Genomic DNA, 20,375 nt, shown 5'->3' on the forward strand with positions numbered 1-20,375 from the left:
TTTTAAAATGCAACGGGTGAAATAAAAAAGTTTGAGGTCATTTCCTCAAACTTTTTACCATGCCATCTCTTCGATTTTTTCATACACCTTCGTCACGAGCTCTTCTGGTGTTTCACCCGTCACCACTTCCCCGTCTACGAGGCAAAAGAGATCAAGGGAACAGACACCACAATAGCCTGTACAGCCATATTCGACCACATCAAGATCAGGGTCGGACTCTAATTTAGCCCGGGCAATTTGTGAGCCCATCGCCAAATTCGAAGCACAAAATTCGATGATCGGATTCATCATATATGTCACCGTCTTTCTTTACGTGAATTATCGGAAAATGGTTCTTCTACGGCAGATTATAACATGATACAGTTGAAGAGTAACAAAGGGGGATTATTATGCGCAAATTAGTCGTCTTAGGAGGCGGTTACGGGGGAATGCGTGTGATTGAGAGAGTACTTGGACATCAGTTACAAGACATCTCGGTCACGCTCGTCGATCGCTTGCCTTATCATGGATTGAAAACTGAGTATTACGCACTGGCCGCAGGAACGGTCTCGGACCGCGATATTCGCATCGACTTTCCGGATGAAATCGATTACATATACGGACAGGTCACGGACATCGACACCGAAGACAAAATGGTTCTGCTCGCGAGTGGAGAAAAAGTGCCCTACGACGACCTCGTCATCGGATTAGGATGCGAAGACAAATACCACAACGTTCAAGGGGCAGCCGAATTCACGTACAGTATTCAAACACTGGAAGAGTCACGTAAGACACAACAAGCGATCAACGGTCTGCGACCAGGTTCGGTCGTTTCTGTCGTCGGTGCCGGTCTATCTGGTGTCGAACTCGCCAGCGAACTTCGTGAGAGCCGGCCTGATTTGACGGTCCGTTTATTCGACCGCGGACCATCCGTTCTGTCTTTCTTATCTAATCGTGTCTCGATGTACGTACAATCTTGGTTCGAGGAGCACGGCGTCGAAGTCATCAATAATGCGAACATCACACGTGTCGATGCTGACGGATTATGGAACCATGAAGACTTATTCCCATCTGATCTGACCGTATGGACGGCCGGGATTCAACCGGTCGCCGTTGTACGGAATCAAGGTTGGGAACTCGATGGAGGCGGACGTGTCAAATTGACGGAACATCACTTTGTTCCTGGACTGCCGGACGTGTTTGTCGTTGGTGACAATGCGAGCTTACCGTACGCACCGTCCGGACAACTTGCCGAAGCCCAAGCCGAACAGATCGTTCAAGTCTTGCTTTGCAAATGGAAAGGTATCAATTATCCAGAATTACCCGACATCAAACTGAAAGGGACGCTCGGTTCCCTCGGGAAGAAGGCTGGCTTTGGGGTGTTTATGGGGAAACAATCACTCACCGGGAAAGTAGCCCGACTATTAAAGTCCGGTATCCTTTGGAAACATAAAGTCATTAAATGAATACATTGCGAACGAGCCTCTGGCTGGTTCGCTTTTTTAATTTGTTCATCTGTTATTTCTATTCATTTTTCTAACGATTGAGTCAAAAGTCTTGTATCTGAATCCCCTGTATCCTTATCTAAATATTCAGATATTTAATGCCATTGGCGTATTCTACACGTTGGTAAAACTTGTTACTCTATGGTCACGGCAGTTGGACAGCCCGTCATCTTGCCTACATACCTTAAAGGAGGAAACAAGTTGAAAAAAATCTGTAGCTCCGTCCTCGCCACATTACTCGTCTTGTCAACCGTACCTGGGGGCGCGGATGCCGCCCCAAATAAAGAGAAAGAACGTGTCATCGTCGTTTTCAAGGAATCGGCAAAGAAAATTCCGCTGTCGATTGAAGGCATGGAAGTTAAACAACAGTATTCGAATATTCCTGCAGCAGCACTCGAAGTTCCGAAAGCTGCTTTGAATGGACTGAAGAATAACCCGAACGTCGCACACGTGGAAGTGGATCAAATCGTACAGATTGAGAATCAAACACAAGACTGGGGGATTCCTAAACTAAAGGCTCCTTCATCTTGGCAGAGTGGATTCACAGGGAAAGGTGTCAAAGTATCCGTCGTCGACACAGGGATTTCGCCCCACCCCGATTTAACAATCGCTGGTGGTGCCTCATTTAGCACGGTCACGAGTTCGTATGCTGATGACAACGGTCACGGTACACACGTAGCCGGGATTATCGGTGCACGTAACAATAGCATCGGAACAGTCGGGATTGCACACGAGGCAAGCATTTACGCCGTCAAAGCTCTTGAGGCGAACGGAAGTGGTAGCTTATCGAGTATCGTTGCCGGGATTGACTGGTCGATCACTAATGATATGGATATCATCAACTTGAGCCTCGGGACGACAAGTCCATCGACGACGCTCCAACAAGTTGTCGATCGTGCCAATAATGCAGGCATCCTTGTCGTCGCGGCAGCGGGTAACAATGGTCGTACCGATGGATCGGGTGACCTCGTCAACTATCCGGCTCGTTACAGTTCGGCAATTGCTGTTGCTGCAACAGATATCAACAACAACCGCGCCTCGTTCTCGGCGACAGGTAGCACTGTCGAAGTGGCAGCACCTGGTGTCGGCATCAACTCGACCCTCTCAAACGGGGGCTACGGTCAAATGAGCGGAACATCAATGGCGACACCGTATGTGGCGGGTAACCTCGCACTCATGAAACAGGCGTTCCCTACGCTATCGAGCACACAACTCCGTACAAAATTGTCGCAAGACTCCATCGACCTTGGTACAACAGGTCGCGACACATGGTTCGGGAACGGACTTGTCCAATCCCCGACTTCTGGTGGTACGACGCAACCTGTCCAAGCACTCACGACGACAGTCTCGACATCGAAGTCTTCTTACTACGCTGGTGAAGTCGTCTCGATTTCTTCGGCAGTACGAAATTCAAATGGCCAAGCGGTCGCAAACGCCGATGTTCGTGTGACGGTCACACAACCGAACGGTACAACGCTTGTCGGTACAGGCAAGACGAATTCATCAGGAGCCATCACATTCACACTCTCGACGAATTCTTGGTCACAACGCGGAACGTATCAAGTGAAGTCTGATGCGACGCTTACCGGCTACACGGCTGGTTCAGCGACGTCATCGTTCCAGCTTCTCTAAACGAAAAAGTCGAGCGCATCGCTCGACCTTGTCGATCGACGAATCAAGTCGTGTTATGCGACCTGGTTCGTCTTTTTTATAGTTTGCCCACTTATAGTCGTTGCGCGGTATCCATCAGCTGTGTCGAAGACGTCGCAATCTGGGTCGTGGCACGCTTGAGTTCGGCAATGGATTCCACAATCTCATCGATATCACCAGCGAGGCTCCCCATCTGTCCGTCAGCATGCTCCGAATCACCCGAAATTTGGAGGAAGGCATCCGTCACTTCATTGATCCGTCCCATCGTCTGCTTCATCTCTTGCTCGGTCGATAAGACGCGGCTCGATGTCTCTTCCATCTGATTCGTGAGACGCTTCACCAAATCCTCCACCTCTTCCGCCGCTTGTTTCGATTGACTCGCGAGCGTTCGTACTTCTGATGCGACGACTTGGAACCCTTTCCCTTGTTCGCCTGCCCTTGCTGCTTCGATGGCCGCATTCAAACTCAACAAGTTCGTCTGGTTGGCAATTTGCTTCACCGAATCCGCAATCGTCATGATCTCATTCATCAATCTTTCGAGTGCCTTGATTTCTTGGGCCGAGTCGGAAAGGTCACGCGCGATTTCGTCAAGTCGTCCCGTCTCTGATAAAATCGTATCTTTCCCACTCACTGAAGAGTGAAGTACCGTCCGAAGCTTCGTCTGTGTGAGTGAACTCGAATGCTTCATATCATCTGCCCGCTCATTCATCGACTGAAAACTAGCCATGACTTCTTGTGAGAGGGCGGCCAAATCTTCACTCGCCTGCTGAATCGTTTGACTGATTTCATCTTTCACGTGTTGCATCTGGTCACGAACGACGTCTGCTTCATCGTCAAACATCTCGAGCACGATTTGTTGCTCGAAGTTAAAGATTTTCGAGACGGCCATCATCAACCTCATTTTCGAGTCCGCATCGAGCTGCTCATGTTGAATCGATAAGACGAGCGTCTCGAATATTTTTTGGAAGGCCGCCATATACCATTTCCCTTTCAGACCGATCAGATAATGACGTTTGGCGATGGCGAGACGTCGATTGATATATGCTTCATTCAACTTCCCTTCAAACATCTCCATTATATGGTTAGAAAGAGTGAGTTTTAGTTTGTCCGATGACGAATGTTGCCGAATCAACTCTCTCATCTCGTCGATCTTTTCGAGCTCTTCATAAAACACATCAACCAACCGAGGTGTCAATTGACGTAATTCCTGTTGATACGCACGTAAATAAGCTAAATCCTCACGTTCGAGACGAATCAACTGACGTTGTCGTTCCAACTCATCGGGAAGTGCGATCAACAAGTGCTCCATTTGGGACGAGGTGTCTAAATGGATCGGCATATTTCGTTTTCGGGCAAACATCAAATAGTCCTCCTTTAATAAACAGGTTTATTAATTTTCAAAATATTATAAAATTTATACAAGTTATGTTCAGTTTAGCCCGAGAGACAAAAGTTGTAAAATCTTTTTCTAAATTATAGGTAAACAAAAAACGAACCTTGCTATCGCATGGTTCGTCCACTTGCTCACTATTTTATATGATTGACGGATCCTTGTTTCGCCTCAATTGCCGCATACACTTTTCGTAACTGAACGACCCCTTCGTCAATCACTTCTCCGTCGAGCAAGACGAGCGGATAAAACCATTCATCGTCTTTAAGCGCCAGGGCAAACTCGTCCTCACTCTGTTCGAAATCGATGTACTCGAAAGAAAAGGACTGCTCCGGATACTTGCGTCCGAGCGCACTTTGCAACCACTCATACGTCTCGGTCGAACTCGGTGCACCGACACAACTGGCACATTGAACCTCTGCCCCATAAACCGTGATTTTCATATTCATTCCCCCTCGAAACCATTATACAAAAATCTTCCCCACTCCCGATGACGAAACGCTCAGCGTAAATGATTGAGAAACACTCTCAAACTTGCTAGAATAAAGTAGAACGAGAAAGGGGTAGATACCATGGAAATGTTTGATCAAGTCCAAGAAGTGCTCGATAAATTGCGTCCGTTCTTGCTTCGTGACGGCGGAGACGTCGAACTCGTTGATGTGGAAGAAGGCATCGTCAAGCTCCGTTTGATGGGTGCTTGCGGCAGCTGCCCGTCTTCAACAATCACGCTAAAAGCCGGTATTGAGCGTGCGCTCATCGAAGAAGTACCAGGCATCGTCGAAGTAGAACAAGTATTCTAAGCAAAAAGGGAGACATTCGTCATCCCTTTTTTTCATGCTTCCATTCATTTAAACTCTCAACCATATAGGTCGGGAGTTTTTCTTGTTCTTGAATAAATGCTGGACCGTGTACACCTGAGTTGACGTGAATTGTACGGATTCCCCCATTGATCCCGAATAGAATATCTGTATGATAGTTATCCCCTACCATCACGACATCCTCTTTCGTCAATCCAATCATGTCGAGTGCAATATCAATCATGACCGGTTCTGGCTTCCCGATAAAGAATGGTTCTTTTTCTGTCGTCACCGTCAACACGGATGTGAGCGACCCGTTCCCCGGTAAAAACCCTCGTTCTGTCGGAATGGCGATATCCCCATTCGTCGAAATGAATCGGGCTCCCGAACGAATGGCGATCGCCCCTCGCGCCAACTTCTCATACGTGATGTGACGGTCGAGACCGATGACCACATAGTCCGCTTTCGGTTCGTCCGTGACGTGGAACCCACGAGATTCTAAGGCGAGTCGGAGTCCGTCTTCGCCAATCATATAGACGGTCGCGCCCGGTGACATCTTCTCAATATAAAAAGCCGTCGCCATCGCACTCGTCAAGACGTTTTCTGCCTTCACATTTGCCCCCATTGAAATCAACTTATCCGCAATCTGCTGTTGTGTCATCGAGGCGTTATTCGTGACGAATAAGTATGGGACGCCCGTAGCTTCTAACTCGTTTACAAAATCGACAGCAGCTTGAACGGGCTCTGTTCCTGCATACATCGTACCATCTAAATCAAACAAATATCCTTTTATCGGTTCCATCCAATCACTCGCTTTCTGGCAAGAATGCGGACACTGGTCCAAGTTCGACCTCTAAGTAGCGACGAACTTGCGTGGAGAACGCTGTGAAGTCTTGTTTCGACATCTTCACCCATTCATCAAAGCGTGACGCGTCTGCATCGACGAACTCACGGACATAGTATGCACGCAATCCGACGAGCGCCTTGGTGGCATTACCCGTCTTCTCATCGAGCACGCGTTCATCGAGCAGAATGTCGACAATATCTTCATAGCTACCCGGGTCTCGCATGATGAATCCGTCAATCATCGAGTTCCCTACGTCGATGACCCCTTCCATCAGGAGGACAGCCATTCGTTGTTTCGCAAGTTCTACCGTGAACGCATCTCCGCTCAGTTGGTCCGTATGTGCTAACATCGTCTCCATTTGTTCCAGTGTCTGATTAATCTTCTCTCTATTCACAAAATACATGATGATCCCCCCTGCTGTTAATACTAATCCTTTTTCGTTCTGGAGAAAAGAACCTGCCCTATTTACATCATTTATAAAAATGTGATACACTAATCAACGGGTTTAAGCCGTAAAAAGTATAACACATTTAACAGAGATAACGTGGAGGGTACAACACTATGGAACGTGAATTAGCATTAGAAATCGTACGAGCAACGGAAGCCGCAGCACTCGCATCATCGAAATGGATTGGACGCGGGCAAAAGAATGAAGCCGATGACGCAGCTACGTCAGCGATGCGCGAAGTTCTCGGAACAGTGAACATGGATGCGACGGTCGTGATCGGTGAAGGTGAACTCGATGAGGCACCGATGCTCTACATTGGGGAAAAACTCGGTACGACGTTCGGTCCGAAAGTCGACATCGCCGTTGACCCGCTCGAAGGTACATCCATTGTCGCAAAAGGACTCGGAGATGCGATGGTCGTCATCGCTGTTGCGGATGAAGGTGCCCTCCTCCACGCACCAGATATGTACATGGATAAGCTCGTCGTTGGGCCGAACTTAAAAGGAAAAGTCTCGCTCGATGAACCACTCGAGTCGATCATCGAAAAAGCAGCAAAATATAACAATAAACGCATTGAAGAAGTGACGGTGATCATGCAAGACCGCGATCGCCACGAACACCTTCGCCAAGCCGTCATGAACGTCGGCGCACGCGTCAAATTGTTTGAGGATGGCGATGTCTCGGCCGGAATCGCAGCTGCCGTCAAAACAAATCCGATTGATATTTTCATCAGTACAGGCGGTGCTCCTGAAGGCGTCATCACGGCTGCAGCTGTCAAAGCGCTTGGCGGAGACATGCAGGCCCGTCTTCACCCGATGAATGAAGAAGAATCTGCACGCGTCATCTCGATGGGCATTGAAGATCCGCTCCAACTCCTCACGCTCGACGACCTCGTCAAGAGTGATGACTGTATCTTCGCCGCAACAGGTGTCACGTCAGGTGAGTTGCTCGATGGCGTCAAATTCTTAACAGATGATATCGTCGAGACGACATCACTCGTCATGCGCTCGAAGACACGTACGATTCGTAAAGTCGTGGCCGAACACCACTTGTCGTTGAAGCCATACTTACAAAAAACTGAAGTCAACGCCTAATCAAAAACGCCTTGCTCAATCACTTGAGCGAGGCGTTTGTTTCTTTAAAATCCTTGTTCTGTTCCGTGCACTGGCTCATTCGAATCAACTTGCTTGTCTCGAATCGAATCGTAGAACGTCGCGTACGTCGTCGAGAAGTAAGGTCCGATGAAGAAGAACCCGATCCCGAGCGTCAAGATCCCGACGAGGAACCAACCAAAGAAAGACAAGACGAGCATGAAGGCTTCCATCTTGTGCCCATCCATGAGACGACGTGATTCTGTGATCGACTCGAGTGCGGAAAGTTCAGGCTGATCGCGCAAAATGTACGGCGTAAGTGAATATGAGAATCCTTTGATGATTCCCGGTACGATGAGTAACAACGTCCATAACACGAGGAATACCCCCATCACAAACGAGGTGATGACATGTTTGAAGTAACGTGTCTGGAACGGCTTGAACAGCGTTGAGAGCGAGGCTCCTTTCTCACGTGATACGTTGAGAGCAAGCCACGACCAACCGATCGCAAGTGGGGCAATTAAAATTTGCAGAACGTTCGATACAAAGCTCAAAGTGACTTCTGTCGATGTGAACGGTTCTGGCGAGTTGACGTCCATTTCAGGCGCAAACCATTGCGGAATCCCGTTAATGATGAGGAACAAGAGTGCCAATCCGGCCATCAACCACCATTTTCCTTTCAAGGCGTGTCGTGCATGTTGTTTCCATTCAGATCTCATAGTAACCCATCCTTTTTCGTAGTCTTTCTATTAGTGTACGTGAAAAGGTGACCATACGTTTCAAAAAAACATAAAAAAAGGGAAAGGAATTTTTCCTTTCCGCTTAGCGAATCATCACATTGCCTAAAAAGAACTGAGACATGGACAAGATCAACAACAGCACCCCGAGTGATAACACAAGGTGAGATGTGACTTTGAAGACACGGCCTCGCAAGAACGAATGGCCATATTCAAAGCGACGGATGATCAACACATGAACGAGTTCAAATAGAATGACTGCCGCCGTAAAATAAAAGGTCATCATGATATGGAAACCAAAAAAGAACATGGCCAATATCCCGAGTCCGAAGTTATGAATTCGATTATGGACGTCATCCCGATCCCCGACGGTCGTTTGTACATGTTGCATCCAAATCACCTCACTATCAAAACCAAAAAACGACGAAACTATCCTTAATGACAATTTATCACATTTTTCCAACCTCAAAACCGGAAGTCACGACTTTTTACCTAAACGAAATATTTGGAAATCAAATGTAATAAAAAAAGTGCTGACGGCTCAGCACTTCACACGTTTGATTCATCGGTCTTGTTAAACTTACGCTTCAACTTCAGTTTTTGCTTCGTTCCCCCAAAGACGGGTCCACTCTCTTCTTCGTTGATTTCCGTTTCTTTTTTCAAAACGAAATAAGGACATCCAAAGTTGCAATATTCGTATACGTAGTCCATCACGTGATCAATTCGGTTCTCATAGGTCGCCAATTTAGATTGCGGTTCATAGAATCCCTTCAATCGCAACTGACCATGCCCCCAATCACCGACGATGTAATCGTACTTATCTAGCACGTCACTATACCGTGCGATAAACGCCTCTTCATCGAACCCGTCCCGTTTTTCTTCCAAGACGGTATATCCGTGGCGATTCACTCGAATCATCGCTCCCACCTCCACTCTGTTATCATAGCATGCCCTCATCGATGCACTCTATCCTTTTCGAATCACTTCATGACGGGCGACGATTGTTTCTCGTAATACATCTCGCAGAAGTTCGGGCATGAAATATCGCTTCGGTTGGTCTGCCAAATAAGGAAGAAGCGGACCGAATGTCAACATATCGACCGTTGCGACACGATATGTCCGATTTAAATCCAATCGTTCCCCCATCACATAAGTCTGACCGTCACGTTGTTCGATTTGATAGAGACTCGGTTCTCCGAGAACGGTCCCTCTGAACCCGAGACCTCTGACATGCATATTCGTGAACGTTTCTTCATTAGTATCGTGAAGGAAACGCGACAACGTTTCACCGTCCAATGTCAGCACACAAGGGTTGATTGGATGCGGACAGATCCGATGCAACATGTTGAGCGTCACCCCACCCGGTGCAAGGCCTTCTAGCACAACCCCAGATGGAATAATCCCAACATCCGCCGCACACCATTCGACCATCCCTTCGACGAGTAGGTCACCAAGTGGAGAAGGTCCGAACCAATCGGAGGCGTATCCATCCGTCTCTGCAATCGTGACATCAAGAAGGCGTTCGGCATCTGCCCCTTCTGTGTGCAACAACGCCAACGTGTCTGGACTATCCGATTGCTGAGACAGTTCGTGAAGGCGCGCTTCTTTCGATACGATTCCTGACTCGCCAAGCGTCAGTGTGACTTCACCGACGTACTTCCCATATTTTCCGGCCTGTGCAATCAACACACCGTTCGTCATCACACCTTCATCTAAAACATGATGTGTATGCGCACCGAGAATGACATCGATTTCAGGAAACTTTTCAGCTAATCGCTCATCTCCAAAGAATCCAAGGTGACTGAGCGCGATGATGACATCACAATGCGCCAACTGTTTCAGCGCTCGCTCCGCCGCCTCGTAAGGCGATTCAATCTGCCAGCCGAGCTCTGGGTATAACTCTTCATATGGAGCGGTCACACCAAACAGACCGATCTGGAAACCATCTTTCTCAAGAACGAGCGTCTCATCGACCCAATTCGGTCGTGACCCGTCTGCTTCATATACATTCCCAAGTAAGATGGGAAATGTTGCTTCGTCATACAGTTCGGCTAGCCAATCATGAGGAAAAGTGATTCCTTCGTTGTTTCCGATGGTGACCGCTGTCGGACGGAGTTGCTCGAGCAAACGAACATTCAACTTTCCACGTGTCACTTCGGTCGCCGGGTGGGTGCGGTCGGCATGATCTCCTAAATCAAAGTACAGCGTGTCGTCAGTCCGATGTTCTTCTAGAAATGAAACAAGTTTCGGCCATTGGTCGAACTTTGAATGAAGATCGTTGTAATGAAAAATAGACAGTGTCGTCATGGCCATCCCTTCCTTCTAAAACAAACTGATTTGTCTCGGCGCGAGTTCATATTCAAGGCCAAGAATCTCAATGAGTCGCTTCGCATTCGGTGCTGCATCCCCAGCCGAGTTGTTGTTAAAGTATACATACACGTCTTTCGCATCACGGTCAATCTCACGAAGTGAGGTCGCCAATTCTTGCAATTCTTCCTCGCTATACCGGTACAGACAGCGAACATGCCGCCATTCTTGACTCGTCATTCCAGGTTTTTTGAGCCACCCTGACGTATTGCGTCCATGCAATCGAACGACCGCAACATCAGGATGTGTCACGACCGGTACGAACGGGATGCTGCTCTCTTTCGTTTGCGGTTCATCGCAAATCGTGTTGATGAACCGCTGCTCCTTCAAAAATTGAAGCGTCCGGTCCCGGAACGCTTCTGAGAACCAGGTCGGATTGCGGAACTCGATGGCAATCTCGTAATCTGACAGCTCGGCACGAAGCGTTCTCAAATAATCCAGGTGTGGCTTTGACACATCGAACCACGGCGGCAATTGAACGAGCACAGCCCGTAATTTCCCCGCTCGTTTTAACGGATCGACCGAGACGCGATAACGCTCAAACAGTTCAATCAAAGGCGTTTTCGGCTCACGATCATGTCCGCTCATTTCCCTGGAAACTTTCACAACGAATTGAAAATGATCCGGTGTTTCCCCATCCCATTTTTCGAAATTTTTCACAGGTTGAATCGCATAGAAGGTCGAGTCGACTTCAACAGTCGGGAAATGTCCCGCATATGTCGACAATTTATGTTTTCGTTCTTCTGGGTTCGTATACAGCAAATCGTGGTCACCCCATCCGGTCACACCTACATAGATCATAGCGTCCTCCTTTACGATTCTGAAATGGCGGCCGCTTTCCGTTTCGACCAGTTCCATGTGCCCATGTATGTGACGAGCAATAGGACGAGTCCCATCATGAACGGATAGCGCATATCAATATCAAAGGCGATTCCCGCCAATGTCGGCCCTAAAATATTCCCAATACTCATATAAGCGTTGTTCATCCCCATGGCAAGACCTTGCTCGTTTCCTGCAAGTTTCGACACGAGCGTGTTCAACACCGGTCGTAAAATAGATGTCGATAAGAAAATCACGAGTGTCACTGCGAAGAAGAGCATATACGTACCAGCGAACAAAGATAACAAGAAGCCAAATGAGGCGAGCGCGATGAAAGCAAGTACGACCTTGGTCTCACCCAACCATTCGACGAGACGGTCCACCGCAAACAATTGAACGATGACACTCACAATCCCCGTTCCGGTTACCATGATGGCAATCTCTTGTGGTGTCGCACTGAACATCTCACTGACATAGAGCCCAAGTACCGATTCATACGCCATCAGACCAAACGCCATGACGAGGTTGATGACCAATACGAAGAAGTACGGTTTTCGCGTCGACATGACCAGCTGCGTCGGTAAAGACTCTTTAATCTTAGGCGCCACGTATGGAGCACGGTCAGGCTCCTTAAGAAGAAGCACAGACGAAATGACAGCGATAAACGATACAATCGCTGAAACAAGCAACGGTGTCTTCAAGCCGAATTCAGCGAAAAAGCCACCAATCCCTGGTCCCACTACAATTCCAAGCGACATTGCCGCGGAAATATAACTGTTTCCTCGAGCTCGTTGCTCGAGTGTCGTGATATCTGCCACATAAGCGAAGATGGCAGGAATCAAAAGCGCTGCACCAACACCCCCGATGGCACGAGAGACGAGAAGAATCGTCAAATTATCTGATAGATAGAAGACTCCCATCGAGATGGTGAATCCGATCAGACCGAGGATGATCATGAGTCGGCGGCCGTGGACGTCCGCCCATTTCCCGGCAATCGGTGACATGACGAGCTGGGCACCCGCAAATACGGAAATCATGAGTCCGGCGGCTGTCCCTCCCTCGCCAATCATCTTTAAGTAATCCGGAATAATCGGGATGATGATCCCAAATCCGGCGACGGCGATAAACATGTTCAACATGAGAATCGCCAATTGATTTTTTTGTTTTGTCGTCAACGAATGTCACTCCCTTTTCATCTTTCCATTTTACTGTTTGAGCTCACATCCAGGCAAACAATAAGACAGAAAAAAGCCCATCCTTGACCAAAGGATGGGCGAGACTTATGAGATGCGTGATTGAGCGAGTGATTCTTGTGACGTTCCTTTCGGAAGAAGAAGCGTGATCGCATAGACGATCATCGTCGGAACTGCCCAGGCAAGTCCGATATCCGCCATTGGTAAGTTTCCAATCCAAGAAGTAACCGCAGAAGGCTGGATGCCGTTCCACGTTTCAAAGAACGAGAGAACGAGCGCCGTATAAATCGTCGCTTTCATCGCCACACCAGGGTTTCGTTGAAGACGTTCCGTCACCGATACGAGCACGAGTGCGATCATGACCGGATAGAGGAGCGTGAGAAGCGGCACGGCGATTTGAATCAACGAACTCAAACCAACGAGTGAGATCATGAATCCAAACAACGTTGTCGAGATGACGACATGATGATATTTGAGAGAATCAAACTGATTGCTGATGAAGCGTGAGAACTCTGAGATGAGGCCAACTGCTGTCGTCAAACAAGCGAGGAAGACCGCTAACCCGAGTGCGAGCATTCCGACTTGTCCATAAGACGTACCTGCGAACGCTTGGAGAAGGCTTGCGCCACTCGTCGTTCCTTCTGCGACTGTCATATTCGCACCGATTGAACCGAGCGAGATATAGACGAGCATCAAACAGGTAACGGCAAGCATACCTGCAGAGCGAAGAAGCGAAGACGCTTCTTTTTGGTCACTCAATCCATTAGCTTTCAACGTGACGAGGACGATTGCCCCAAAGACGAGGGCCCCGAATACATCCATTGTCAAATAGCCTTGTTGGAAACCTTGGCCGAGTGCACCCACCCATGTCTCAAATCCTTCCGCTGGAGCTCCCGGCTCCCCGAGTGGCGAGATGAGGTTTGTGATTCCAATCGCTGCAAGCAAGAACAAGAGGATTGGTGTGATGATACGCCCGATGACTTCAATCAACTTTTGAGCACGAAGCGTCAAGAAGAACGTCAAACCGAAAAAGACGGTCGAACTCATCGCGAGTGTCAAAGTAGAAGGAGCATCGAGAAACGGAACGAGTCCCATTTCATACGTGACAGCAGCCGTACGCGGGATTCCGAAGAATGGTCCGATAGCCACATACATCAATCCTGTCAAGATAAGCGCGAGACGCTTTGGAATATAACGAGCAATTTGGTCTGTCCCGCCGCCGACCCGAGCGACTGCGAACAAAGCAAGAAGCGGTAAACCGACACCCGTAATGACGAACCCGATCATCGCCGGTACGAGGTTTTCCCCCGCCAAGGCGCCGAGCTCAGGTGGGAACAGCAAGTTCCCGGCCCCAAAGAATAAAGCAAAAATCGTAAACGCTAACGGGAACAATGTCGATTTTTTCATACAACTACCTCCATACACTTGATATTCCGAACGACTTAACAAAAAAATAATAACTAAATTTTCTGACAATATATCGCTTGGTCTATTTCATTATACACACTTCCTATCGTTTGACCACCCTATCTCCAAAATTCGAGGTTTAATTTTTTGAAATGTAGATTTCACAAAAAAATCTCCCTTTCACATGTAGGGAGATGTAAGCGGTTAATAGCGTATGTCGAACGAACGAAATTCCTGATTGTTCGCTTCCGTCTCTTCGATTCGTTCGACACCGACAAAGCGATTGCCATCCTTCAACGCCTGCTCGAAGGCGCCGATTTCTTGCTCGGTTCCTTCTGCATGTAGCTCGACTGTCCCGTCACTTAGATTGCGAACCCATCCTTTGATGCCGAATCGTTGCGCGGTCTCCTGTGAAAAATATCGAAACCCCACGCCTTGGACACGTCCAGATACAATCAAACGTTTAGCAACTCTCATTCTATTTTCCTCCTTTATTTTGTCAAAGATGTTTAGAGGTCCTTACTTTAGGAAACAGTATTTAAGTAAAATAATGGAATTGGAGTGGTTGTATGAATGAATTTATTACTCTTGTCACGAACGTTTCCGACTGGCTTTGGGGCGTACCGATTATCTCGTTACTCGTTTTATCCGGTATCTTCCTCACCATCAAGCTCGGTTTCTTTCAGTTTCGTTACCCCATCTACATATTCAAGCAAACATTCGGCAGCATTTTCAAAAAGCCGAAAGGTGAAGGCGACATCAGTCCGAGACAAGCGTTGACGTCAGCCCTCTCTTCAACAGTCGGGGCCGCGAACATCATCGGTGTACCTGCAGCGATTATGTTCGGGGGACCGGGTGCCATCTTCTGGATGTGGGTCATCGCTATCATCGGCATGGCCATCAAGTTCTCAGAGAGCGTACTGGCCGTGCACTATCGTGAGAAGAATGATGCCGGCGAATTTGTCGGGGGACCGGTCTACTACATATCAAAAGGACTTCGTTGGAAGTGGCTCGCGACGTGGTTCGCCTTCGCTCTCATGATCGAACTCATTCCGAGTATCATGGTACAAGGAAACGCTGTCAGCTCGGCAGTCCGTGAGACGTTCAATGGGAACACGCTCATCACGGGGATTGTCGTCGCTATTCTTGTGGGCATCATCGTCTTTGGCGGACTGAAGCGCATCGCGAAAGTCACCGAGATCGTCGTCCCTGGCATGGCACTCGTCTATGTCGGAGCCGGACTCGTCATCGTCTTGATGAACTTCTCTGAGATTCCAAACGTTCTCAGTCTCATCTTCTCTTATGCATTCGAGCCGATGGCCGCGTTCGGTGGGTTTGCCGGTGCCGCCGTTGCTGAGACGATTCGTTGGGGCTTCGCCCGTGGACTCTATTCAAATGAAGCCGGTCTTGGAACGGCACCGATTGCCCACGCCGCGGCACAGACGGACCATCCGGTGCGCCAAGGGTTCTGGGCCGTCATCGGGATCGTCATCGATACGCTCATCATTTGTAGCACGACCGCATTCGTCGTCTTGTCTTCAGGTGTCTGGACGGCAGACGGAGCGATGGATGACCCAGCAGCGTTGACGACGATTGCTTTCAATGAATACTTCGGTTACACGGGAAGCTTACTCGTCACCATCTCGCTCATCTTCTTCGTCCTCTCGACCATTATCGTCATCATCTTTTACGGCTCGCGACAAGCCGAGTACTTATTCGGTTTGACGGCAGGAAAAATCATGAAGGCCGTTTATATCGTCTCGATTGTCATCGGTTCGATTGGAGGCGCTCAGATGATTTGGAACTTCCTAGACTTGATGCTAGCGATGATCCTCATCCCGAATATGATTGCCGTCTTGCTTCTAAGTGGTGAAGTGAAACGATTGACAACCGAGTTCTTCACATCCGAGAAGTATTACAAGAAAGATATCGCCGAAGAAGAGGCGTCTTAAGCAACAATCCGACTGCCTAAGCAGTCGGATCTTTTTTAGGATGCGGGTTCGACTTTCTCAATCCCTGCTTTGATAGTTTGTACCGAGGCGTCAAACTTCTGTTGTTCTTCGTTCGTCAATTCAATCTCGATGATCTTACGAATGCCACTTCGGTCAATCAAGGCCGGTACGCCAATATGCACGTCACTCGCCCCGTACTCGCCGTCTAGGTGAGCGCCAATCGTCACGACGGAGTTTTCATTTCGGACGATGGCCCGGATGATGCGAAGCAAGCCTACCCCAATCGCATAATAGGCGGCGTTCTTATGCTCGATGATCTGGTAAGCAGCGTCGCGTACGTCCGCATAGATCGCTTCTAAGTCTTCGAACTGATATTTCTCGTTCTCCGCCAATAGTTCATCGATACTCTTCCCATAGATGCGTGCGTTGTTCCATGCGACAAAGCCCGTATCCCCATGTTCACCCATATAGTAGGCGTGGCAGTTTCGTGGCGATAGTTCGAAATAGTCTCCAAGTTTGTAACGGAGTCGTGCTGTATCGAGGACCGTCCCTGAACCGATGACGCGTTCTTTTGGTAAACCCGATGCTTTCCAGGCGACGTGTGCCATCACATCGACCGGGTTCGTCGCGACGACTAAAATGCCGTCGAACCCGCTCTTCATCAAGTCTTCGGTCACGGTGCGGACGACCTTGGCGTTTTGCTCGACGAGGTCCATCCGTGTCTGCCCAAGTTTTTGTGCGGCTCCTGCCGTGATGACGACGATATCTGCGTCTTTACAATCCGAGTAGTCCCCTGCCCAAATCCGGACCGGTGTCGGGGCGAATGAGATCCCATGATTGAGGTCCATCGCCTCTCCTTCTGCCTTGGCATGATTCGAGTCGATTAAGACGAGCTCCTCGCAAAGCGCAGCCGTGGATAATTGATAGGCGAAACTGACGCCGACCCAACCTGCACCGATGACGGCGATGCGAGTGATGTCTTTCGGGTCAATCTCATCTTTATGCGGAATACGTGACATGTGTATCCATCCTTTCTATGATTCTTTCTCTTTTTTAGCATACCCTACATATGGCATCGACATAACAAAAAAAACGGACCCCTTTTTACAGGAAATCCGTCATTCAAGCAATTATCCAATCGAACCTTCCATCTCGAACTTGATGAGACGGTTCATTTCGACCGCATATTCCATTGGTAATTCTTTTGTGAATGGCTCGATGAAGCCCATTACGATCATTTCTGTCGCTTCTTCTTCCGAGATTCCACGGCTCATGAGGTAGAAGAGTTGCTCTTCTGACACTTTTGAGACTTTCGCTTCGTGCTCGAGCGACACTTGGTCGTTCAAGATTTCATTGTACGGGATCGTATCTGAAGTCGACTCGTTGTCCATGATGAGCGTGTCACACTCGATGTTCGAGCGTGCGCCCTTCGCCTTACGGCCGAAGTGGACGATTCCACGGTACGATACTTTTCCGCCTTGTTTCGAAATCGATTTTGAGACGATAGACGACGACGTGTTTGGTGCGAGGTGAATCATTTTCGCGCCAGCGTCTTGGTGCTGTCCTTTACCAGCGAGGGCGATTGAGAGTGTCATCCCACGTGCGCCTTCCCCTTTCAAGATGACAGCTGGGTATTTCATTGTGAGTTTCGATCCGATGTTTCCATCGATCCACTCCATCGATCCACCCGCTTCACAGACTGCACGTTTCGTTACCAAGTTGTAGACGTTGTTCGCCCAGTTTTGGATCGTCGTGTAACGGCAATATGCATCTTTGTTGACGAAGATCTCAACAACCGCTGAGTGAAGCGAGTTCGTTGTGTAAACCGGTGCCGTACATCCTTCGACGTAATGAACCGATGCGCCTTCGTCGACGATGATGAGCGTACGCTCGAATTGACCCATGTTTTCCGAGTTGATGCGGAAGTAGGCTTGGAGCGGTTGCTCAAGTTTTACGCCTTTTGGTACATAGATGAACGAGCCACCCGACCAAACAGCTGAGTTGAGGGCCGCAAACTTGTTGTCCGTCGGCGGAATCAACTTCCCGAAGTACTCTTTGAAGATCTCTTCGTCTTCTTTGAGGGCTGTGTCTGTATCTTTGAAGATGACACCTTTTTCTTCGAAGTCTTCTTGCATGCTATGGTAGACAACCTCAGACTCATACTGAGCCGAGACACCTGCCAAGTATTTTTGCTCTGCTTCTGGGATACCGAGCTTGTCAAACGTACGTTTGATTTCTTCTGGTACCTCATCCCATGAGCGTTCTGTCTTTTCAGATGGTTTGACATAGTACGTGATTTCGTCGAAATCAAGTGCCGAGAGGTCTCCGCCCCATGTCGGCATCGCCATCTTGTTGAAGTGATCCAACGACTTCAAACGGAAGTCGAGCATCCATTGTGGCTCTTCTTTCATGCGCGAGATCGTCTCTACGATTTCTGTCGTCAAGCCACGGCCTGAACGGAAAATCGAAACGTCCCGATCATGGAAGCCGTATTTATAATCGCCAATTTCCGGCATGTTCTTTGCCATATCGGTCTCCTCCTTCTCCTTACGCGTCCTCGTCTACTCCTTTTTCAAGCGCCTTCCACGCGAGCGTGGCACACTTGATTCGAGCCGGGAATTTCGATACGCCTGAGAGCGCCTCGATATCACCGAGGTCAAACGTATCCGTGTCGTACTCTTTTCCTTGAACCATTTCAGAGAAGATGTTGGCGAGTTGAAGCGCCTCTTCTACTGTTTTTCCTTTGACGATTTGGGTCATCATCGATGCCGAGGCGAGACTGATTGAGCAGCCTTCCCCTTCAAACTTCGCATCTTTGACGATGTCGTCTTCGACCTGTAGTTGAAGACGAAGCGAATCCCCACACGTCGGGTTGTTCAAGTCCACCGTCACGCCATCTTCGATGACGCCACGGTTTCTTGGGTTTTTATAGTGATCCATGATGACCTGGCGGTACAACATGTCGAGATTATTAAAACTCATAATTGAAATACTCCTTCGTTTGACGTAATCCCTCGATGAAGCGGTCGACTTCTTCTTTTGTGTTATACAAATAGAAGCTCGCCCGTGCCGTCGATGATTGCTTCAAAAGACGCATGAGTGGTTGTGCACAGTGATGACCGGCACGAACCGCGATACCTTGCATATCGAGCACAGTCGCGAGGTCGTGCGCATGAACGTCCTTCAAGTTGAACGTGACGAGACCGACGCGATCTTCAGGACCGTAAATCTCGATCCCTTCAATCGTTTTCATCTGCTCGATTGCGTAAGACGCGAGTTCACGTTCGTGTGCTTCGACGTTTTCAAGACCGATTTCTTCTAAGAAATCGATGGCTGCCGCAAGTCCGACCGCTCCGGCGATAATCGGTGTTCCCGCTTCGAAACGGTACGGGATGTCTTTCCACGTCGATTCATATAAATCGACATAGTCAATCATCTCGCCACCGAACTCGACCGGCTCCATGTTCTTGAGGAGTTGCTTCTTCCCATATAAGACACCGATCCCAGTCGGTCCGAGCATCTTATGTCCAGAAAAGGCGAGGAAGTCACAGTCGAGTGCTTGGACGTCAAGTTTTCGGTGCGGTGCACTTTGCGCGGCATCGACGACCATGACGGCACCCAACTCATGCGCGAGTCGAGCGACTTCGGCAATCGGGTTAATCGTCCCGAGTACGTTCGAGACGTGACTCATCGCGACGATTTTCGTCCGGTCTGATAACACCGCTTGAACCGCATCGAGTGTGACACGTCCGTCCGGCGTGAGCTCGACGTAACGAAGTGTCGCGCCTTTTCGCTTGGCGAGTTGTTGCCATGGGATTAAGTTCGCATGATGTTCCATCGGAGTGAGGACGATCTCGTCGCCTTCACCGACATTCGCATCTCCGTAGCTCGATGCGACCAAGTTGATGGCCGTCGTCGTTCCACGAGTGAAAATGATTTCTTCAGGAACCGCCGCATGGATGAATGAGCGGACGCGTTCACGTGCTCCTTCATACGCATCCGTCGCTTGCGTCCCGAGCGTATGGACGCCACGATGCACGTTCGAATGGTTGCGACGATAATAGTCCTCGATCGCCTCGATGACAGCGAGCGGCTTTTGTGAGCTCGCCGCGCTATCAAGATAAACGAGCGGGTGTCCATTGATTTCCTGATCTAAAATCGGAAACTGTTCACGAATCGAGGCGTTCAACATC

General features: G+C 48.9%; 22 protein-coding genes. 5 read left to right on the top strand and 17 right to left on the bottom strand.

The window, feature by feature from the left end; all coding sequences use genetic code 11:
• Nucleotides 1-54 precede the first annotated feature (54 nt).
• Complete coding sequence (locus tag GVY43_RS06320; protein ID WP_012726828.1) at nt 55-291, bottom strand: YuzB family protein; 237 nt, start codon at nt 289-291, stop codon at nt 55-57.
• A gap of 98 nt (nt 292-389) precedes the next feature.
• Between GVY43_RS06320 and GVY43_RS06325 the strand changes: the two genes are divergently transcribed.
• Together GVY43_RS06325 and GVY43_RS06330 are read left to right on the top strand one after the other, a co-directional pair.
• Nucleotides 390-1,445: an NAD(P)/FAD-dependent oxidoreductase gene (locus GVY43_RS06325; RefSeq protein ID WP_074036387.1), complete on the top strand. Its 1,056-nt coding sequence runs from the start codon at nt 390-392 to the stop codon at nt 1,443-1,445.
• Between the two features lie 240 nt (nt 1,446-1,685).
• A complete protein-coding gene (locus tag GVY43_RS06330; RefSeq protein WP_159562588.1) occupies nt 1,686-3,116 on the top strand; it encodes a S8 family serine peptidase in 1,431 nt (476 codons plus the stop codon).
• A 91-nt stretch (nt 3,117-3,207) separates the two neighbouring features.
• On the opposite strand, the gene GVY43_RS06335 is transcribed toward GVY43_RS06330, so the two are convergent.
• Together GVY43_RS06335 and GVY43_RS06340 are read right to left on the bottom strand one after the other, a co-directional pair.
• Nucleotides 3,208-4,494, bottom strand: coding sequence for a globin-coupled sensor protein (locus tag GVY43_RS06335; RefSeq protein ID WP_159562589.1), 1,287 nt, complete (start codon nt 4,492-4,494; stop codon nt 3,208-3,210).
• Nucleotides 4,495-4,661: 167 nt separating this feature from the next.
• Nucleotides 4,662-4,967, bottom strand: coding sequence for a YuzD family protein (locus GVY43_RS06340; RefSeq protein WP_074036383.1), 306 nt, complete (start codon nt 4,965-4,967; stop codon nt 4,662-4,664).
• Nucleotides 4,968-5,096: 129 nt separating this feature from the next.
• On the opposite strand from GVY43_RS06340, the gene GVY43_RS06345 reads away from it, so the two are divergent.
• The gene (locus GVY43_RS06345) at nt 5,097-5,324 is read left to right on the top strand and encodes a NifU family protein (RefSeq protein ID WP_012726833.1); all 228 of its coding nucleotides are present in this window, start codon (nt 5,097-5,099) and stop codon (nt 5,322-5,324) included.
• 19 nt (nt 5,325-5,343) lie between these two features.
• Here GVY43_RS06345 and GVY43_RS06350 read toward each other — a convergent pair whose 3' ends face one another.
• Both GVY43_RS06350 and GVY43_RS06355 read right to left on the bottom strand, forming a co-directional pair.
• A complete protein-coding gene (locus GVY43_RS06350; protein WP_159562590.1) occupies nt 5,344-6,123 on the bottom strand; it encodes a TIGR01457 family HAD-type hydrolase in 780 nt (259 codons plus the stop codon).
• Between the two features lie 4 nt (nt 6,124-6,127).
• Nucleotides 6,128-6,571 carry a DUF86 domain-containing protein gene (locus GVY43_RS06355; protein WP_159562591.1) on the bottom strand — a complete coding sequence of 148 codons (444 nt, stop codon included), beginning with the start codon at nt 6,569-6,571 and terminating at the stop codon, nt 6,128-6,130.
• A 158-nt stretch (nt 6,572-6,729) separates the two neighbouring features.
• On the opposite strand from GVY43_RS06355, the gene glpX reads away from it, so the two are divergent.
• Nucleotides 6,730-7,710, top strand: a complete 981-nt coding sequence (gene glpX, locus GVY43_RS06360) for a class II fructose-bisphosphatase (protein ID WP_159562592.1) — start codon at nt 6,730-6,732, stop codon at nt 7,708-7,710.
• A gap of 44 nt (nt 7,711-7,754) precedes the next feature.
• Here glpX and GVY43_RS06365 read toward each other — a convergent pair whose 3' ends face one another.
• The 8 genes from GVY43_RS06365 to GVY43_RS06400 form a co-directional block, all read right to left on the bottom strand.
• Nucleotides 7,755-8,426, bottom strand: a complete 672-nt coding sequence (locus tag GVY43_RS06365) for a DUF975 family protein (protein WP_074036376.1) — start codon at nt 8,424-8,426, stop codon at nt 7,755-7,757.
• Nucleotides 8,427-8,529: 103 nt separating this feature from the next.
• Entirely contained in the window at nt 8,530-8,835 is a 306-nt protein-coding gene (locus GVY43_RS06370; RefSeq protein WP_078147262.1) for a hypothetical protein, read from the bottom strand.
• A 158-nt stretch (nt 8,836-8,993) separates the two neighbouring features.
• On the bottom strand, nt 8,994-9,362 hold the full coding sequence (locus GVY43_RS06375) for a YutD family protein (protein ID WP_047795125.1): 369 nt from the start codon (nt 9,360-9,362) through the stop codon (nt 8,994-8,996).
• Nucleotides 9,363-9,410: 48 nt separating this feature from the next.
• Nucleotides 9,411-10,751, bottom strand: a complete 1,341-nt coding sequence (locus GVY43_RS06380) for a bifunctional UDP-sugar hydrolase/5'-nucleotidase (RefSeq protein ID WP_236548931.1) — start codon at nt 10,749-10,751, stop codon at nt 9,411-9,413.
• 15 nt (nt 10,752-10,766) lie between these two features.
• On the bottom strand, nt 10,767-11,612 hold the full coding sequence (locus GVY43_RS06385) for a DUF72 domain-containing protein (protein WP_159562594.1): 846 nt from the start codon (nt 11,610-11,612) through the stop codon (nt 10,767-10,769).
• Between the two features lie 11 nt (nt 11,613-11,623).
• Nucleotides 11,624-12,805 carry an MFS transporter gene (locus GVY43_RS06390; protein ID WP_159562595.1) on the bottom strand — a complete coding sequence of 394 codons (1,182 nt, stop codon included), beginning with the start codon at nt 12,803-12,805 and terminating at the stop codon, nt 11,624-11,626.
• A gap of 105 nt (nt 12,806-12,910) precedes the next feature.
• Nucleotides 12,911-14,230, bottom strand: a complete 1,320-nt coding sequence (gene brnQ / locus GVY43_RS06395; RefSeq protein ID WP_159562596.1) for a branched-chain amino acid transport system II carrier protein — start codon at nt 14,228-14,230, stop codon at nt 12,911-12,913.
• Nucleotides 14,231-14,434: 204 nt separating this feature from the next.
• The gene (locus GVY43_RS06400) at nt 14,435-14,707 is read right to left on the bottom strand and encodes an acylphosphatase (protein ID WP_159562597.1); all 273 of its coding nucleotides are present in this window, start codon (nt 14,705-14,707) and stop codon (nt 14,435-14,437) included.
• A gap of 92 nt (nt 14,708-14,799) precedes the next feature.
• On the opposite strand from GVY43_RS06400, the gene GVY43_RS06405 reads away from it, so the two are divergent.
• Nucleotides 14,800-16,182 (top strand): sodium:alanine symporter family protein, encoded by a 1,383-nt coding sequence (locus tag GVY43_RS06405; protein ID WP_159562598.1) that lies wholly within the window; start codon nt 14,800-14,802, stop codon nt 16,180-16,182.
• Nucleotides 16,183-16,217: 35 nt separating this feature from the next.
• On the opposite strand, the gene GVY43_RS06410 is transcribed toward GVY43_RS06405, so the two are convergent.
• The 4 genes from GVY43_RS06410 to GVY43_RS06425 form a co-directional block, all read right to left on the bottom strand.
• Nucleotides 16,218-17,201: an L-lactate dehydrogenase gene (locus GVY43_RS06410; protein WP_159562599.1), complete on the bottom strand. Its 984-nt coding sequence runs from the start codon at nt 17,199-17,201 to the stop codon at nt 16,218-16,220.
• Between the two features lie 111 nt (nt 17,202-17,312).
• A complete protein-coding gene (gene sufB / locus GVY43_RS06415; RefSeq protein WP_012726850.1) occupies nt 17,313-18,710 on the bottom strand; it encodes a Fe-S cluster assembly protein SufB in 1,398 nt (465 codons plus the stop codon).
• 19 nt (nt 18,711-18,729) lie between these two features.
• Nucleotides 18,730-19,164, bottom strand: coding sequence for a Fe-S cluster assembly sulfur transfer protein SufU (gene sufU / locus GVY43_RS06420; protein WP_026825487.1), 435 nt, complete (start codon nt 19,162-19,164; stop codon nt 18,730-18,732).
• Nucleotides 19,154-20,374, bottom strand: a complete 1,221-nt coding sequence (locus GVY43_RS06425) for a cysteine desulfurase (protein ID WP_159562600.1) — start codon at nt 20,372-20,374, stop codon at nt 19,154-19,156. Before GVY43_RS06425 ends, sufU begins: the two co-directional genes overlap by 11 nt.
• Nucleotide 20,375: the final 1 nt, after the last annotated feature.

It is taken from the genome of Exiguobacterium sp. 8H (assembly GCF_902506255.1).
In the GTDB taxonomy this organism is placed as follows: Bacteria; Bacillota; Bacilli; order Exiguobacteriales; family Exiguobacteriaceae; genus Exiguobacterium; species Exiguobacterium profundum.

Bases quoted from the DNA above. Each gene is read 5' to 3' on its own strand.
- GVY43_RS06380 (WP_236548931.1), bottom strand. From the start codon at position 10,751: ATGACGACACTGTCTATTTTTCATTACAACGATCTTCATTCAAAGTTC.
- GVY43_RS06350 (WP_159562590.1), bottom strand. From the start codon at position 6,123: ATGGAACCGATAAAAGGATATTTGTTTGATTTAGATGGTACGATGTAT.
- GVY43_RS06325 (WP_074036387.1), top strand. From the start codon at position 390: ATGCGCAAATTAGTCGTCTTAGGAGGCGGTTACGGGGGAATGCGTGTG.
- GVY43_RS06385 (WP_159562594.1), bottom strand. From the start codon at position 11,612: ATGATCTATGTAGGTGTGACCGGATGGGGTGACCACGATTTGCTGTAT.
- GVY43_RS06320 (WP_012726828.1), bottom strand. From the start codon at position 291: ATGATGAATCCGATCATCGAATTTTGTGCTTCGAATTTGGCGATGGGC.
- GVY43_RS06345 (WP_012726833.1), top strand. From the start codon at position 5,097: ATGGAAATGTTTGATCAAGTCCAAGAAGTGCTCGATAAATTGCGTCCG.
- GVY43_RS06410 (WP_159562599.1), bottom strand. From the start codon at position 17,201: ATGTCACGTATTCCGCATAAAGATGAGATTGACCCGAAAGACATCACT.
- GVY43_RS06340 (WP_074036383.1), bottom strand. From the start codon at position 4,967: ATGAAAATCACGGTTTATGGGGCAGAGGTTCAATGTGCCAGTTGTGTC.
- GVY43_RS06355 (WP_159562591.1), bottom strand. From the start codon at position 6,571: ATGTATTTTGTGAATAGAGAGAAGATTAATCAGACACTGGAACAAATG.
- GVY43_RS06400 (WP_159562597.1), bottom strand. From the start codon at position 14,707: ATGAGAGTTGCTAAACGTTTGATTGTATCTGGACGTGTCCAAGGCGTG.
- GVY43_RS06375 (WP_047795125.1), bottom strand. From the start codon at position 9,362: ATGATTCGAGTGAATCGCCACGGATATACCGTCTTGGAAGAAAAACGG.
- sufU (WP_026825487.1), bottom strand. From the start codon at position 19,164: ATGAGTTTTAATAATCTCGACATGTTGTACCGCCAGGTCATCATGGAT.
- sufB (WP_012726850.1), bottom strand. From the start codon at position 18,710: ATGGCAAAGAACATGCCGGAAATTGGCGATTATAAATACGGCTTCCAT.
- GVY43_RS06370 (WP_078147262.1), bottom strand. From the start codon at position 8,835: ATGCAACATGTACAAACGACCGTCGGGGATCGGGATGACGTCCATAAT.
- GVY43_RS06405 (WP_159562598.1), top strand. From the start codon at position 14,800: ATGAATGAATTTATTACTCTTGTCACGAACGTTTCCGACTGGCTTTGG.
- brnQ (WP_159562596.1), bottom strand. From the start codon at position 14,230: ATGAAAAAATCGACATTGTTCCCGTTAGCGTTTACGATTTTTGCTTTA.
- glpX (WP_159562592.1), top strand. From the start codon at position 6,730: ATGGAACGTGAATTAGCATTAGAAATCGTACGAGCAACGGAAGCCGCA.
- GVY43_RS06365 (WP_074036376.1), bottom strand. From the start codon at position 8,426: ATGAGATCTGAATGGAAACAACATGCACGACACGCCTTGAAAGGAAAA.
- GVY43_RS06335 (WP_159562589.1), bottom strand. From the start codon at position 4,494: ATGTTTGCCCGAAAACGAAATATGCCGATCCATTTAGACACCTCGTCC.
- GVY43_RS06425 (WP_159562600.1), bottom strand. From the start codon at position 20,374: ATGTTGAACGCCTCGATTCGTGAACAGTTTCCGATTTTAGATCAGGAA.